The following is a 14,767-nucleotide window of genomic DNA, read 5'->3' on the forward strand; positions in this document are numbered from 1 at the left end:
GCCGGGTTCCCATTGAACATGCTCGCCGAGCAAAGCTACGTGGGCCCCCAGCCGGCATGACGCCGGTCAGGGGCTCGCGGACCCCCTACTCGAGAGAGTTGGTGAGCCCCGTCCTAGTCAATGAGAGCAGACCTTGAGCCATAGTCACGACGACCATCCTCACGATCATGACGATCACGCCCACGTCGACTGGCGCGAGCACGGCGTCAAGGTCATTCCCGGCAATTCGCTCGATCCGAACACGGCCCAGACGCCGGGCATGAACCGCGCGACAGCGATCAACAATGCGCGAGCGGGCGCCGAGAAGATCTGGGCCGGAACCGTGACGATCCATGCGAACGCCAAGACCGGCGCCCATCACCACGGCGACCTCGAAAGCATCATCTATGTGGTGAAGGGCAAGGCGCGCATGCGCTGGGGCGACAATCTGGAATTCGCCGCGGAAGCCGGTCCCGGCGATTTCATCTACGTGCCGCCCTATGTGCCGCATCAGGAGATCAACGCCAGCCGCGACGAGACGCTTGAATGCGTGCTGGTGCGCTCCGGGCAGGAGCCGGTGGTCGTCAATCTCGACATCGAGCCGGTCGAGAAGCCGGAAGAGGTTTTATGGAAGGACCCGATCCACAGGTGACCGTCAGGCATCGCTGGTGACAGCCCTGCTGCGGCGGCAAAGTGCCGATTTTCGGCTCGGAATGCCGCGAGCATCGGCAATGCCGCCGCAATCTGGATTTAGGTTCGCGCCGACTGGAGATTGACCGCCTTTAGGCTCTCCTTTAGAAGGCGGCATTCCGTTCCGAAGCAGATGCTTCGGAAATTTTGAAACGCTCCGGAGCTGATGCGGATGGCGCTGTTTCCGCAGGATAGGCGGATGAGAAGCGAACGTGGCGAGGATCACCTCCTGTCGCGCTGGCCGGTTCTTGCCGCCGCACTGCTGATCGCCGCGCTCTTCGGCCTGCTCTCCGGCGTCGTCAAGGACGGGCAGTTCCCGCGCGGCATCCAGTCTGCCGACAAGAGCACGGATGCGCCGCACCTCTCCAAGCGGGAGCCGCTGAGGGCCGTCGTCTCCGCCGACCGCAAGGATGCGACGGGCGCGCATTGGCAGGCGGGCGATGGCGCCCTCGCACCGCGCTCCGTCGAAATCGCCTTTCCGCACCATGCATCGGCCCTTGCGCCGAGACCGACTTCCGATCCTGCCGCCTTGTCCTTCTGGCCGGGATCGCTGCCGCGCGCACCGCCCGCCGCCGCCTGAAGACGGCGCGCTTCGGCGCTTTCACAATGAAGGCTTTTCCGCCCCTGACCGCCTGGAAGCGTGACGCGGGCTCAGCAGGATTAGAAACATGAGAAATTCCCCGTGGTTGGTGGCGAGCTATGCTCTCATCATCTTGATCGGCATTCTGGTGGCGTTGCCGAACGTCATCCCGCAATCGGCCCTCGACCGCCTTCCGTCCTGGCTGCCGCATAGCCGGGTTTCGCTCGGTCTCGACCTGCGCGGCGGCTCGCACCTGGTGCTCGAAGTCGATCGCGCCGACCTGATCAACGAACGCGTTCAGAGCCTGCTGCAGGACGCGCGCCGCGTTCTCCGCGACAAGAACATCAACACTTCGGCGATCCGCCGCTCCGGCGATACGATCACGGTGGCGCTTCGCGATCCTGCCCAGCGCGCCGCCGCCGTGACCGAACTGCAGACGCTCGCCAACCCGGTCGGCTTCGGCACGACGGTCGGCGGCACCGACCTTTCCATCACCACGCCCACCGACAACACGATCTCGATCGCCCAGACGGATGCGGGCATCAATTCGCATATCACCGCGGCCGTCGAACAGAGCCTTGAGATCATCCGCCAGCGCGTCGACCAGGTGGGCGTCGCCGAGCCGACGATCCAGCGTGTCGGCTCCGACCGCGTCCTCGTCCAGCTCCCGGGCGAGCAGGACCCGTCGCGTCTGCGCCAGCTTCTCGGCTCGACCGCGAAGATGAGCTTCCACCTGCTCGGACAGCAGGGCGAACCCGGCGTCACCATGCTCGCCGACGAGGGCGGCAACCAGTATCCGGTGCTCGACCGCGTCGAGCTTTCCGGCGACCGGCTGACGGATGCCCGCGCCGCCTTCGACCAGCAGACCAACGAGCCGGTCGTCAACTTCCGCTTCGACAGTGCCGGCGCCAACCGCTTCGCCCAGATCACCCAGCAGAATGTCGGCCGGCCTTTCGCGATCGTGCTCGACAACAAGGTGCTGAGCGCGCCGGTCATCCGCACGCCGATCACCGGCGGTTCGGGCCAGATTTCCGGCGGCTTCACCGTCGAGGAAGCCAACACGCTCGCCGCGCTGCTGCGGGCCGGCGCCCTGCCCGCCAAGCTTACCGTCATCGAGGAACGCACCGTCGGCGCCGATCTCGGAGCCGACGCCATCGAGATGGGCATCTTCACCGGCCTCATCGGTTTCGGCCTGGTCGTCGCCTTCATGTTCTTCCTCTACGGCGCATGGGGCATCCTTGCCAACGTCGCGCTCTTGATCAACGTCATCTTGACCTTCGCGGGTCTGACCCTGATCGGATCGACGCTCACCCTGCCGGGCATCGCCGGTATCGTGCTCGGCATCGGCCTTGCGGTGGATGCCAACGTTCTCATCAACGAGCGCATCAAAGAAGAAACCCGCAAGGGCCGCAGCGCCTTCGCCGCGATCGATGCGGGTTTCAAGCGTGCCTACTCCACCATCGTCGACAGTAACGTAACGGCGCTTATCGCGACCGTGCTGCTCTTCTGGTTCGGCACGGGCCCGGTCCGCGGCTTTGCGGTCACGATGGGTCTCGGCATCGGGATTTCCATGTTCACGGCCGTCTCGATCGTCCGCGTGGTGATGATCTTCATCGCCGCCCGGCACAAGCTGAAGAAGATCGACATCAAGCCGCTCCTGCCGATCAACCTCATACCCGACGGCACCCAGATCCAGTTCATGAAGGGTCGCTTCATCGGCATCGGGGTGTCGATCGTGCTGTCGCTTGCCTCGATCGTCCTCTTCATCACCCCTGGCCTGAATTACGGCGTCGATTTCCGCGGCGGTATCCAGATGGAGGTCGTCACCCAGCAGGAAGCCGATCTCGCGGCCTTCCGCTCCGGTCTCGGCGAGCTTGGCATGGGCGAAGTCGCGCTGCAGGAATTCGGCGGTAACGACCGCCTCCTAGTGCGCGTCGAACGCCAGCCGGGCGGCGAAGAAGCCCAGACGGCGGCGGTCGAGAAGCTGAAGGCGGAAGTGGTCAAGATCGACCCGAGCGCCAAGGTGGAACGCACCGAAGTCGTCGGGCCGAAGGTCAGCGGCGAGCTTGCCACCGCCGGCATCCTCGCCGTCGTGCTCGCCTCGCTCGCCATGCTCGTCTATATCTGGGCGCGGTTCGAATGGCCCTTCGCCGTCGGTGCGATCGCGACCCTCGTCCTCGACGTGACGAAGACGATCGGCTTCTTCGCGCTGACCGGGCTCGACTTCAACCTGACCGCCATCGCCGCGCTGCTGACGCTGGTCGGCTATTCGGTCAACGACAAGGTCGTGGTCTACGACCGCATGCGTGAAAACATGCGGCTCTACAAGAAGATGCCGCTGCGCGAGCTGATCGACCGGTCGATCAACGAGACGCTCGCCCGAAGCCTCTACACCTCCTGCACGGCCTTCCTCGCCATGCTGCCCATGGCGATCTGGGGTGGCAGCGCGGTGGAAAGCTTCGCGATCCCGATGGTGTTCGGCATCGTCATCGCGGCCTCCTCGTCGGTCTTCATCGCCGCGCCGATCCTGCTCTTCCTGGGCGACTGGCGCACGCGCCGCAAGGCGCATCAGGCCGAAGCTGCCGACGAAACCGTCGTCGACGAAGGCGAGCGCGCCAGCCGGGCCTGACCGTCGATTTCCTGGAATGCCGGAAGGGCGGACGCAAAGTCCGCCCTTTTCTTTCGCCTTGCCACAGGTCCATTATGCTCGATCTCGCCGCCTATATGGGGCTCTTCTCCGCAGCCTTCATCGCCGCGACGATCTTCCCGATGCAGTCGGAGGCGATCCTCGTCGGCCTGATCCTCACCGGGAAATATCCGCTTGCCGGATTGCTTCTGGTCGCCACGGTGGGAAACACGCTGGGCACCGCCGTCAACTGGTTCATCGGCCGCGGCGTCGAACAGTTCCGCGACCGGCGCTGGTTTCCGGTGACGCCCGAAAAGCTCGACAAGGCGCAAGCCTGGTACCGGAAATACGGGAAATGGTCTCTGCTTCTGAGCTGGCTGCCGGTCGGCGGCGATGCGATCACGGTTGCGGCCGGCGTTCTGAAGGAACCCCTTCCCGTCTTCCTGATCCTCGTCTTCATCGGCAAGGGAATACGCTATCTGGTAGTGGCTGCCGCCACGCTCAGTCTGTTCTAGGCCGTAACGACGATTTAATTCCGCTCCCTTCATCGCCGAAATCGGCCAGCGTCTTCCAGAAATCGGCAAAGAAACGATGTGCGAAGGCTTCGAGCGAGACGCCCGGCGGCTGTTCGGCCCAGCGTTCGCCGCCCACCCGCAGCGCTCCCATCACCACCGCCGCCAGAAGCCGCATGCGTTCCCGCTCCTCGTCGCTGCCGCTGCGGGCCCTCAGCGCCTCGGTGAGCTTCGCTTCCAGCTTGGCGTATTTGAGCTGGTCTCTGGCCCTAAGCGCCGGCGTGCACCGGATCAGTTCGCCGAGCCTCAGCGCCCTCTCGTCGGCGGCCGACACGACGGCGCTCACCAACCCGTATTGCACGGCCTGGACCGCCGGTTCGTCGGCCGGCCGCGAGGCTATCGCCGTCATCAGCTGATCCGCAAACCCGTCCTGCCAGGCAAAGACGACGTCTTCCTTGGAAGGGAAATAGTCGAAGAAGCTGCGCTTGGAGACATCCGCATGTGCGGCAATGTCCTCGATCGTCGTGGCGTCGAAACCCCGTTCGAGGAACAGGCTCATCGCCGCCTGTTCGATACGTTCTCGGGTCTGCCGGCGTTTTCGTTCGCGCCTGCCCTCGGTCTCCGTAACTCCTGCTTTCGTCATTCCACCCGTTTTCGCTTACTCATCCGTCCGGCCGGCATCCGGAATCGGGCCCGTCTCCGTCCCGCCGCCATATTTGGGGCGTTCGCGTGTCAGGTCGAGCGGTTTGCGGCGGGAAATCCTGTAGACGGCGGCCGGCGGAATATTGCGCACCGTGTGACCGATATGCGTTGCCTTGAGGCCGAGCCGGTCGAGGATCGGCCGCGGTACCGGGCAGCGCGGCCCGTAGGTGAACTGGTAGAAGGCGCCGCCCGGGCGAATATAGGTGAAGGCGCCGCCAAGGATCGCGGTTATCTTGCGCGGCGACATGGAAAGCAGCGGCAGGCCGCTGATCACCGCCCCCACCGGTTCGCCCTCGAAGAGATCGGCATGGCCGAGCTTCGCGGCGTCCATCTGCAGCACCCGCGCCTGCGGGAAACGCCGCTGAAGGCCGGGGACGAATTCCGCACCGTATTCGATCAGCGTCAGATCGGATTCGGCAATGCCGCGGGCAAGCAATGCGCGGGTGAAGACGCCTGTCCCCGGCCCCAGCTCGATGATCGGCCCATCGACCGGGGCGATCTCCTGGGTCATGAGCCGCGCAAGGGAATCGCCGGAGGGGGCGACCGCGGCAACACGCAGAGGATTGCTGATCCAGGAACGGAAGAAATGCACGAAATCGGAGAAGGCGGCGTCGGCTGTCATGGTCAGAGACTCACCATTTTGAAAATGCGATCGAGTATTCCGCCGAGCTTGACAGCCTGCATGGCAATTCCAAGGCATAAACAACCTCCGTTTTGAAAAATGCCCCCGGTCGGATGCAAATATTTGCTGACGTGACCCGCCGATGAAGCTGTACCTAGTGAATTCTTGCATCAAGTGCAAGATTATCACGAAAATGTGCCCTGAACCGCGACTTGTCTGCAGCGGCGAAAATCTCCGCCTTCTTCCAGGGAACTCCGGGCGTCTATTCCCATTGAAGGAAATGCGGGACGAAAATCATTGCAGGAGGAGTCTTCATGAAAAAACCGGTCGCAGAATTAGGCGAACAGGAGACGGAACTCAACCGGATCATGGGACCGGGCCTACTGCTCCTCTTCATCGTGGGCGATATTCTCGGCACGGGCATCTACGCCCTGACGGGCCAGGTGGCGGTGCAGGTGGGTGGCGTCGTCTGGCTCCCCTTCTTCATCGCTTTCGTCGTCGCGCTGCTGACGGCCTGCAGCTATCTCGAACTCGTCACCAAATACCCGCGCGCCGCAGGCGCCGCACTCTACACGCACAAGGCCTTCGGCATCCATTTCATCACCTTCCTGGTAGCCTTCGCAGTCATGTCGTCGGGGATCACCTCGGCAGCCACGGCATCGCGTGCCTTCGCCGCGAATTTCGCGACTTCGCTCGGCATGGACGCTGGCGCCTGGGGCGTGCCCTTGCTTGCCATCGGCTTCATAACCCTGGTCGGTGCGATCAATTTCCGCGGTGTCGGCGAGAGCGTGAAGATGAACGTGCTCCTGACCGTCGTCGAACTGACCGGCCTTCTGATCATCATCGGCATCGGCTTCTGGGCGATCGCCGGCGGCCAGGGCGACGTCTCGCGCGCCTGGACCTTCGCGACGCCGGAAGGGAGCGGCGTCTTCTGGCCGGTGATTGCGGCGACCACGCTCGCCTTCTTCGCCATGGTCGGCTTCGAGGACTCGGTCAACATGGCCGAGGAATCCAAGGAACCGAGCCGTATGTTTCCGAAAGTGCTGCTGTCCGGCCTCGCCATCACCGGCCTGATCTACGTGCTGGTGGCGATCTCCGCCATCACGCTTGTCCCGGCCAACGAGCTCGGCCAGGGCGAAACGCCGCTGCTCAAGGTGATCCAGGCCGGAGCGCCGGGCTTCCCGATCGGCATCTTCGCCGTCATCACCATGTTCGCGGTCGCCAATTCGGCGCTGATCAACATGATGATGGCGAGCCGGCTGATCTACGGCATGAGCCGCGAAGGCGTGCTGCCGGGTGTCCTCGGCAAGGTGCATGCGGCCCGCCGCACGCCCCATGTGGCGATCCTCTTCACATCGCTGCTCGCGGTTGCGCTCATTCTCTTTGCCGGCGGCGTGCCGGCGCTCGGCGGCACGACGGCGCTGCTGCTGCTCTGCGTCTTCACGATCGTCAACATCGCGGTGCTGGTGCTGCGCAAGGACAGGGTCGAGCACAGGCATTTCCGCACGCCGACCATCCTGCCGGTGCTCGGCGCCATCTCCTGCGCCTTCCTCGCCGGCCCCTGGACCGGCCGCGATCCGGTGCAATATGTGATCGCCGCCTGCCTCGTCGGCCTCGGCGTCGTGCTCTGGCTGGCTACGATCGGCATCATGCGCGCAGCAGGCCAGACGGCCTGAGCATCATGCCTTGAGACGGACCGACAGCCGTCCGTCTCCGGCGATATGCGGCACCACGTCGAGATAGTCGGGTATCTTCGGATGCCGGGTTTCGATCGGATGGGAATGGGTCGCGGTGATCACCATCACGTCCGCGCCGGCCGTTTCGCCCGCCTGAATGCCGGCGAGCACGTCCTCGAAGACCAGCACGTCCGACGGACTGACGCCGAGCCTTTCGGAGCCCAGGATATAACCCTGTGGATTGGGCTTTCCGACGGTGACGTCCTCGGCCGTTACCATGTAGCGCGGTTCGGGAATGCCGGCAGCACCGAGCCGGCGTTTTGCCAGTTCGATCGGCGAGGACGTGACGATCGCCCAGCGCTCCGGCGGCAGGGCCGAGAGGAACTCCACCGCGCCCGGGATCGGCACGACGCCCTCCACGTCCTCGATCTCGCCGCGCAGGATCACCTCCGCTTCGGCCACTGGATCGATCCCCGGCAGGTGCAGCGCACTGATCGTGTCGATGCCGCGCTTGCCGTGCATGGTCGGCAGGAATTTTTCCACGTCGAGCCCCATCGCGGCCGCCCAGCGGCCCCAGACCCTTTCGGCCGCGGCGATCGAGTTCAGGATCGTTCCGTCCATGTCGAACAGAAAAGCGGCATAGGTCTTTTCGGGAAGAGAAAGTGCGGTGGCGCGGGGAGGCACGGAAAATTCCTTTGTCGTCGGGCTCCGACTCGGAAAATGGTCGGAAGAACTGCGTCTCTCCGAGTAAATGCTGTCACGTCGAAAGGTAAATCCCCGCAAACGGAGTGACCCTGTGAAAGGCCGTGCAGAAGCGATTATTTCATTCGCGAATGCAGGAATTGCGAAACGGCAACGCCGATCGCGATGCCGACCGCGATGCCGATTCCGATATTGTCGAAGATCGCCGTACCGAGCACCGTACCAAGCCCGACGCCCACGGCTATTCCCGTCGCAATGGTCATGACCCGACTATGCCGTCAGCCGATGGCGAGACTTTGGCAGGCATTCTTGTCTTCGTGCATTGAAGCGGTAGAACTGGCAGACCAACGCAATCAAGGGAGAAGGACTTGGCCGAAGTCTCTGCTCGTCATACGGATCTTGCCGATCGCGGCGTGCTGATAACCGGGGGCGGATCAGGCATTGGCGCGGCCCTGGTGGAAGGCTTTGCCGCGCAAGGCGCCAGGGTCGCCTTCATCGACATTGCCGATGACGTCAGCCTCGATCTTGCGGCACGCGTTTCGGAAAAAGCCCGCCATCCCGTTCACTACCTGAAAGCCGATCTGCGCGATGTCGCCGCGGCGAAAGCGGCGGTCGATCGCGCAGCGGAGGCAATCGGTTCGCTGTCCGTGCTGGTCAACAACGCCGGCTGGGACGACCGGCACGATCTGGAGGCCGTTACGGAGGACTATTGGGATGAAGCCCAGGCAATCAATCTGAAACAGATGTTCTTCGTCTCGCAGGCCGCCGTCCCGCATCTGCGCAAGGCCGGCAGCGGCGCGATCGTCAATTTCTCGTCGATCGCCTACCTGCTCAATATGGGCGAGATGCCAGCATACACCACTGCCAAGGCCGGTATCGTCGGACTGACCAAAAGTCTTGCGGGAAAGCTCGGGCCCGAAAACATCCGCGTCAACGCCATCCTGCCCGGCATGATCGTCACCGAACGCCAGAAGAAGTTGTGGCTGAAGGAAGAGGACATCGCAGCGATGATCGCCCGCCAGTGCCTGAAGCGGGTCCTGGTGGCCGAGGACCTTGTCGGCCCCTGCCTGTTTCTCGCTTCAAACGTCTCCGCCGCCATGACGGCCCAGACGGTCGTCATTGACGGCGGAGCGCTCTAAAGCAATTCCAGGGAGAGTGTGTAGCGGTTTTCCGTCCGGAATTGCGTAAAACAAAGCGATGGAAACGGAGTTGCCGCGCGGGTCCCCGGTGGAAAGAACCCGCGCGGCCTGGAGGCCAGCTTACTCCGCTGGAGAGAGAGCGGGCGCCGCCTCCGTGCCGTGCTGCCGCAGGGGGCGGCTGCCGGTAAGCAAACGTGCCAGCATATAGAAGACCGGCGTCATGAAGATGCCGAAGAAGGTCACCCCGATCATGCCGGAGAAGACCGCGATGCCCATGGCGACGCGCATCTCGGCACCCGCACCGGTCGAGACGACGAGCGGCACGACGCCCATGATGAAGGCCATCGACGTCATCAGGATCGGGCGCAGGCGCAGCCGGCTCGCTTCGACCGCCGCCTGGAAGGGCGTTCGGCCTTCGAACTCCAGCTCGCGGGCGAATTCCACGATCAGGATCGCGTTCTTCGCCGATAGCCCCACCAGCACCACGAGCCCGATCTGGGTGAAGATGTTGTTGTCTCCACCTGTCAGCCAGACGCCCGTCAAGGCGGCGAGCACGCCCATCGGCACGATCATGATGATCGCCAGCGGCAGTGTCAGGCTCTCATATTGAGCCGCGAGCACGAGATAGACGAGCAGCAGCGCCAGCGGGAAGACGACGATGCTCGAATTGCCGGCAAGGATCTGCTGGTAGGTCAGGTCCGTCCACTCGAAGTCGATGCCGGGCGGCAGCGTCTCGTCGAGGATCTGGGTGATCGCCGCTTCCGCCTGGCCGGACGAGAAGCCCGGAGCCGGACCGCCGTTGATATCGGCGGAGAGGAAGCCGTTGTACCGGGTGGCACGTTCCGGACCGGTCTGCGCATCCACCTTGAGCAGAGCCGACAGCGGGATCATCTGGCCGGACTGCGAACGGACCTTCAACTGACCGATATCCTCCGGCTTGGCGCGGAATTTCGCGTCGGCCTGAACCCGGACGCTGTAGGTGCGGCCGAAGGCGTTGAAGTCGTTCACATAAAGCGAACCGAGATAGATCTGCAGCGTTTCGAAGACGTCCGTCACCGATACGCCGAGCTGTTCGGCCTTGGCGCGGTCGAGATCGGCATAGAGCTGCGGCACGTTGATCTGGAAGCTCGAGAAGATGCCGGCGAGTTCCGGCGTCTGGTAGGCCTTGGCAAGAACCGCCTTGGTCGCTTCGTCGAGCGCCTGGTTGCCGAGCCCGGCCCGATCCTCGATCTGCAGCTTGAACCCGCCCGTCTGGCCGAGGCCGTTGACCGGCGGCGGCGGGAACATGGCAATGAACGCGTCCTGGATGCCGGCATATTTCTGGTTCAGCGCCATGGCGATGGCGCCGCCCGAAAGGTCCGGCGTCTTGCGGTTCTCGAAGTCGTCGAGGACGGCGAAGACGATGCCGGCATTGGAGCCGATCGTGAAGCCGTTGATCGACAGACCGGGAAAAGCGATCGCATGCTCGACGCCCGGCTGCTCCATGGCGATGTCGCTCATCTGCTTGATCACCTGTTCTGTGCGGTCGAGCGTGGCGCCGTCCGGAAGCTGGGCGAAGCCGATCAGGTACTGCTTGTCCTGCGCCGGCACGAAACCGCCCGGTACCGCGTTGAACATGCTGTAGGTCGCCCCCACCAGCGCCAGGTAGATGATCATCACCAGGCTCTTGCGGGAGAGCAATCCGCCGACCGTCCGGCCGTAGCCGTTGGAAGCGGCCCCGAAGGCGCGGTTGAAGCCGCGGAAGAACCAGCCGAAGATGGCGTCCATGAACCGCGTCAGCCAGTCCTTCGGCGCGTGATGATCCTTCAGAAGAAGGGCGGCGAGCGCGGGCGACAGCGTCAGCGAGTTGATAGCCGAGATGACGGTCGAGATCGCGATCGTCAGTGCGAACTGCCGGTAGAACTGTCCCGACAGGCCGCTGATGAAGGCGAGCGGCACGAAGACCGCGACGAGCACGAGGGCGATCGCGATGATCGGGCCGGAGACTTCCTTCATGGCGCGATAGGTCGCGTCGCGCGGACTGAGCCCGTTCTCGATATTGCGCTCGACATTCTCCACCACGACGATCGCGTCGTCGACCACGATGCCGATCGCCAGCACGAGGCCGAAGAGCGTCAACGCGTTGATCGAGAAGCCGAAGGCGTACATGACAGCGAACGTGCCGATGATCGACACGGGAACCGCGATCAGCGGGATGATCGAGGCGCGCCAGGTCTGCAGGAAGAGGATGACGACGAGGACGACGAGCGCGACCGCTTCGAGCAAGGTATCGACGACCTTCTCGATCGAGGAGCGCACGAACTTGGTCGTGTCATAGACGATCTCGTACTTGACGCCCTGGGGCATCGCCTGCTGCAGCTGGTCCATGGTGGCGCGGACGTTGTCGGCGATTTCGATCGCGTTGGAACCCGGTGCCTGGAGAACCGCCACGGCAACGGCCGGACGGCCGTCGAGCAGGGAACGCAGCGTGTAATCGGCAGCGCCGAGCTCGATGCGGGCGACGTCGCGCAGCCTGGTGATTTCGCCGTTTTCGCCGCTCTTGACGATGATGTTGCCGAATTCCTCCGGCGTCCTCAGACGTCCCTGGGCGTTCACGTTGAGCTGCAGGTCTACGCCCGGCTGGCTCGGCGATGCGCCGATGATGCCGGCTGCGGCCTGCACGTTCTGCGACCGGATCGCGTTCGAGACGTCGCTGGCGGCAAGCGAATGCTCGGCCGCCTTCTGCGGATCGATCCAGACGCGCATGGAATAGTCGCCGGCGCCGAAGACCTGAACCTGGCCGACGCCCTCGATGCGGGCGAGCCGGTCCTTGACGTTGAGCGTCGCGTAGTTGCGCAGGTACGTGATGTCGTAGTCGCCGGCCTCCGACACGAGGTTCACGACCATGATGAAGTCCGGCGAGCTCTTGACCGTCGTGATACCGAGAGCGCGAACCTCCGCCGGCAGGCGCGGTTCGGCCTGGGAGACGCGGTTCTGCACGAGCTGCTGGGCCTTGTCCGGGTCGGTGCCGAGCTTGAACGTGACCGTCACGTTCAGCACGCCGTCGGACGTCGCCTGGCTGGACATGTAGAGCATGTCCTCGACGCCGTTGATCTGCTCTTCCAGCGGCGTCGCCACTGTTTCGGCAATTACGGTCGGGTTTGCGCCGGGATAGCTGGCGCGCACGACGATCGACGGCGGCACGACCTCGGGATATTCGGAAATCGGCAGTGCGCGCATGCCGATGAGGCCCGCCACCACGATGAGGATCGACAACACGGCCGCGAAGACGGGCCTGTCGACGAAAAACCTGGATATATTCATGTCAAAGCCCTCTCTCCGGGGTTGAACAAGAAACGGAAAGCCCCCGTCCCGCAGCCGGACGGCTGCAGGCGACAAAGGCGATTGATGTCTGTCTTGCGAAAGCTGGCCGGCAAGAGCCGGTCAGCGGATTACTTCGTTGCCACTTTGGCTTCGTCCTGCGGCTCCACCACCGCGCCGGGACGGATCCGCTGCAGGCCGTTGACGACGATGCGGTCGCCCGGGTTCAGGCCCTTTTCGACGATCCGCTGCCCATCGACCGCCGAACCCAGCTCCACCTGCCGGTAGGCGACGGTGTTGTTGGCATCGACCACGAAGACGAACTTCTTGTCCTGGTCGGTGCCGACGGCGCGCTCGCTGATCATCAGGTGGTCCTGAGCCTTCGGCTGGCCCATGCGGACCCGCACGAACTGGCCGGGGATCAGGCGACCGCCGGGATTGTCGAAGACGGCGCGGACGCGGATCGTGCCGCTCGAAGCGTTCACCTCGTTGTCGATGAGCTGAAGCTTGCCGCGGATCGGCGTGCCGTTGTCGGCGAGCGTGCTGACTTCAACCGGCACCTGTTCGATCGCCGGAACGCCGTTCTCGGCCGGAAGATCGGCGAGCGCCCGGGTCACCAGCTCTTCGCTGGCATCGAAGCTCGCATAGATCGGATCGGCCGAAACCAGCGTCGTCAGCACGGCGGACTCCGAACCTGCCGCCACGAGATTGCCGACGGTGATCTCCAGCCTGCCGACCCGGCCCGAGATCGGCGCGCGGATCTGCGTGTAATCGAGGTTGAGCTGCGCCACCTTCAGCGCCGCCTGGGCGGACTGGAGATTGGCGAGCGCCTCGCTGCGGGTGCTCTGGCGCTGGGCGAGATCGCTCTGCGAGATGGTGTTCTTGGCCGCGAGATTCTTGCCGCGCTCGAGTTCGGTCTGAGCGAGCTCGACCCTGGCTTCGGCGGAGGCCACCTGGCCCTGAGCCTGCGCCACCGCCGCCTGATAAGGATCGGGATCGATGGTGACGAGCAGGTCGCCCTGCTTCACCAGTCCACCCTCGCGGAAATGCACCGATTGAATGATGCCGGCGACCCGCGGGCGGATCTGCACGCGATCGACGGCTTCCAGCCGGCCGGAGAATTCCTGCCAGGTGGTGACGTTGCGCGGCTCGACGGTGGCGACCGTCACGGGAACGGCCGGAGCCGCGGCTGCAGCTGCCGGCGCCGCATTGGCGCCCTGCGGCAGGTCGAGATAGACCGAGGCGCCTGCGATGAGCGCAGCCGTGCCCAGTCCGGTGCCCCACAGGGCCCAGTTCTTGATCTTGGATGTCATCGATACTCTCCTTACGGCCTTGGGAGGAGACCGTTAGCTTCCTTCAAATACAATATGTTACGCACTTAATTTCTGGACGAAGCCGGTGAACTCGGCGCAGAGCGTCCTCATCCATGTCCCGTTGCCGTCCTTGTATATGCCCGTCCAGCCGCAGCTCGCCGGGAAAATCTTCTTTCTGACCGACACGCCCGAAGCGGCAAGCCGTTCGGCGTAAGCGATCGTCTCGTCGCGCAGCGGATCGTCCTCCGATGTCACGACGAGCGCCGGTGCGACACCCGAAAGCCGCGAACAGAGACACGGCGCGGCATAAGGGTGCTGGAACACGCAGGCGGTACGCAGGTAATGGCTCCAGCCGTCCGACCAGCGCTCCCGCATGCCGATCTCGTCGGCCTTGCGGAAGGACGTCGTCGCCATCATCGGATCGATCATCGGCGACAACAGGATCTGGCCGCTGAGCTCACCGGGCATTTGGTCGCGCGCCTTGAGCGCCACCCCGGCGGCGACATTGCCGCCCGCCTCGTCGCCGGCGATGAAAAGCTGCGATTTCGCGCTGCCGAACTGCTTGCGACGGCTGGCGAGGCAGTTGAGCGCCATGAAGGCGCATTCCATTGCCTGCGGAAACACGTTGTGCGAAACGCTGCTGTAGTCCGCTTCAAGGACCACGGCTCCGGTTTCCGCAAGCGCCTTGCCGATCGGCCGTTCGCTTTCGGTCCTGCCTTCTTCCAGAAACGCGCCGCCACGCAGGTAAAGTACCAGCGGCGGCGCCTTGCCCGCGGCCGCACCCTCGTAAAGACGCATGGGTACAGGCGGCTTCACCGACCTGTCGAATGCGATATTTTCCCAGTGCGCCGTCATTGAAAAATCCCATGCCGCACCCCTATTGAGGAAGGGTGCTTGCCGTCGATCTTGAACCTGATATTATTATT

At 64.0% G+C, this 14,767-nt stretch carries 13 protein-coding genes; 6 read left to right on the top strand and 7 right to left on the bottom strand.

Features of this window, described 5'->3' with window-relative positions; all coding sequences use genetic code 11:
- Positions 1 to 133: 133 nt before the first annotated feature.
- The 4 genes from ACMGE0_RS23465 to ACMGE0_RS23480 all read left to right on the top strand — a co-directional run bounded on the left by ACMGE0_RS23465 (position 134) and on the right by ACMGE0_RS23480 (position 4,390).
- Positions 134 to 631: a cupin domain-containing protein gene (locus ACMGE0_RS23465; protein WP_436818313.1), complete on the top strand. Its 498-nt coding sequence runs from the start codon at positions 134 to 136 to the stop codon at positions 629 to 631.
- Between the two features lie 237 nt (positions 632 to 868).
- Positions 869 to 1,249, top strand: a complete 381-nt coding sequence (locus tag ACMGE0_RS23470) for a hypothetical protein (RefSeq protein ID WP_436818314.1) — start codon at positions 869 to 871, stop codon at positions 1,247 to 1,249.
- Between the two features lie 88 nt (positions 1,250 to 1,337).
- Entirely contained in the window at positions 1,338 to 3,878 is a 2,541-nt protein-coding gene (gene secD / locus ACMGE0_RS23475; protein ID WP_436818315.1) for a protein translocase subunit SecD, read from the top strand.
- 74 nt (positions 3,879 to 3,952) lie between these two features.
- The gene (locus ACMGE0_RS23480; RefSeq protein WP_436818316.1) at positions 3,953 to 4,390 is read left to right on the top strand and encodes a YqaA family protein; all 438 of its coding nucleotides are present in this window, start codon (positions 3,953 to 3,955) and stop codon (positions 4,388 to 4,390) included.
- On the opposite strand, the gene ACMGE0_RS23485 is transcribed toward ACMGE0_RS23480, so the two are convergent.
- Both ACMGE0_RS23485 and ACMGE0_RS23490 read right to left on the bottom strand, forming a co-directional pair.
- Positions 4,377 to 5,030 (bottom strand): TetR family transcriptional regulator, encoded by a 654-nt coding sequence (locus ACMGE0_RS23485; protein WP_436818317.1) that lies wholly within the window; start codon positions 5,028 to 5,030, stop codon positions 4,377 to 4,379. The two genes, ACMGE0_RS23480 and ACMGE0_RS23485, sit on opposite strands and share 14 nt — an antisense overlap.
- Before the next feature lie 15 nt (positions 5,031 to 5,045).
- Positions 5,046 to 5,711: a class I SAM-dependent methyltransferase gene (locus ACMGE0_RS23490; protein ID WP_436818318.1), complete on the bottom strand. Its 666-nt coding sequence runs from the start codon at positions 5,709 to 5,711 to the stop codon at positions 5,046 to 5,048.
- Between the two features lie 314 nt (positions 5,712 to 6,025).
- Here ACMGE0_RS23490 and ACMGE0_RS23495 point away from each other — a divergent pair, with 314 nt between their 5' ends.
- The gene (locus ACMGE0_RS23495) at positions 6,026 to 7,387 is read left to right on the top strand and encodes an APC family permease (protein WP_436818319.1); all 1,362 of its coding nucleotides are present in this window, start codon (positions 6,026 to 6,028) and stop codon (positions 7,385 to 7,387) included.
- Positions 7,388 to 7,390: 3 nt separating this feature from the next.
- On the opposite strand, the gene ACMGE0_RS23500 is transcribed toward ACMGE0_RS23495, so the two are convergent.
- Entirely contained in the window at positions 7,391 to 8,008 is a 618-nt protein-coding gene (locus tag ACMGE0_RS23500) for an HAD-IA family hydrolase (RefSeq protein WP_436818379.1), read from the bottom strand.
- Between the two features lie 197 nt (positions 8,009 to 8,205).
- On the bottom strand, positions 8,206 to 8,352 hold the full coding sequence (locus ACMGE0_RS23505; RefSeq protein ID WP_436818320.1) for a glycine zipper domain-containing protein: 147 nt from the start codon (positions 8,350 to 8,352) through the stop codon (positions 8,206 to 8,208).
- A 105-nt stretch (positions 8,353 to 8,457) separates the two neighbouring features.
- Here ACMGE0_RS23505 and ACMGE0_RS23510 point away from each other — a divergent pair, with 105 nt between their 5' ends.
- Positions 8,458 to 9,228: an SDR family NAD(P)-dependent oxidoreductase gene (locus tag ACMGE0_RS23510; RefSeq protein ID WP_436818321.1), complete on the top strand. Its 771-nt coding sequence runs from the start codon at positions 8,458 to 8,460 to the stop codon at positions 9,226 to 9,228.
- Between the two features lie 120 nt (positions 9,229 to 9,348).
- Here the strand turns inward: ACMGE0_RS23510 and ACMGE0_RS23515 are convergent, their stop codons facing one another.
- From ACMGE0_RS23515 to ACMGE0_RS23525, 3 genes are all read right to left on the bottom strand, one after another.
- On the bottom strand, positions 9,349 to 12,531 hold the full coding sequence (locus ACMGE0_RS23515) for an efflux RND transporter permease subunit (protein ID WP_436818322.1): 3,183 nt from the start codon (positions 12,529 to 12,531) through the stop codon (positions 9,349 to 9,351).
- 128 nt (positions 12,532 to 12,659) lie between these two features.
- On the bottom strand, positions 12,660 to 13,841 hold the full coding sequence (locus ACMGE0_RS23520; RefSeq protein WP_436818323.1) for an efflux RND transporter periplasmic adaptor subunit: 1,182 nt from the start codon (positions 13,839 to 13,841) through the stop codon (positions 12,660 to 12,662).
- Positions 13,842 to 13,898: 57 nt separating this feature from the next.
- The gene (locus ACMGE0_RS23525) at positions 13,899 to 14,696 is read right to left on the bottom strand and encodes an alpha/beta hydrolase fold domain-containing protein (RefSeq protein WP_436818324.1); all 798 of its coding nucleotides are present in this window, start codon (positions 14,694 to 14,696) and stop codon (positions 13,899 to 13,901) included.
- Positions 14,697 to 14,767 lie beyond the last annotated feature (71 nt).

Source organism: Neorhizobium descurainiae (genome assembly GCF_051400715.1).
Lineage (GTDB): Bacteria > Pseudomonadota > Alphaproteobacteria > Rhizobiales > Rhizobiaceae > Neorhizobium.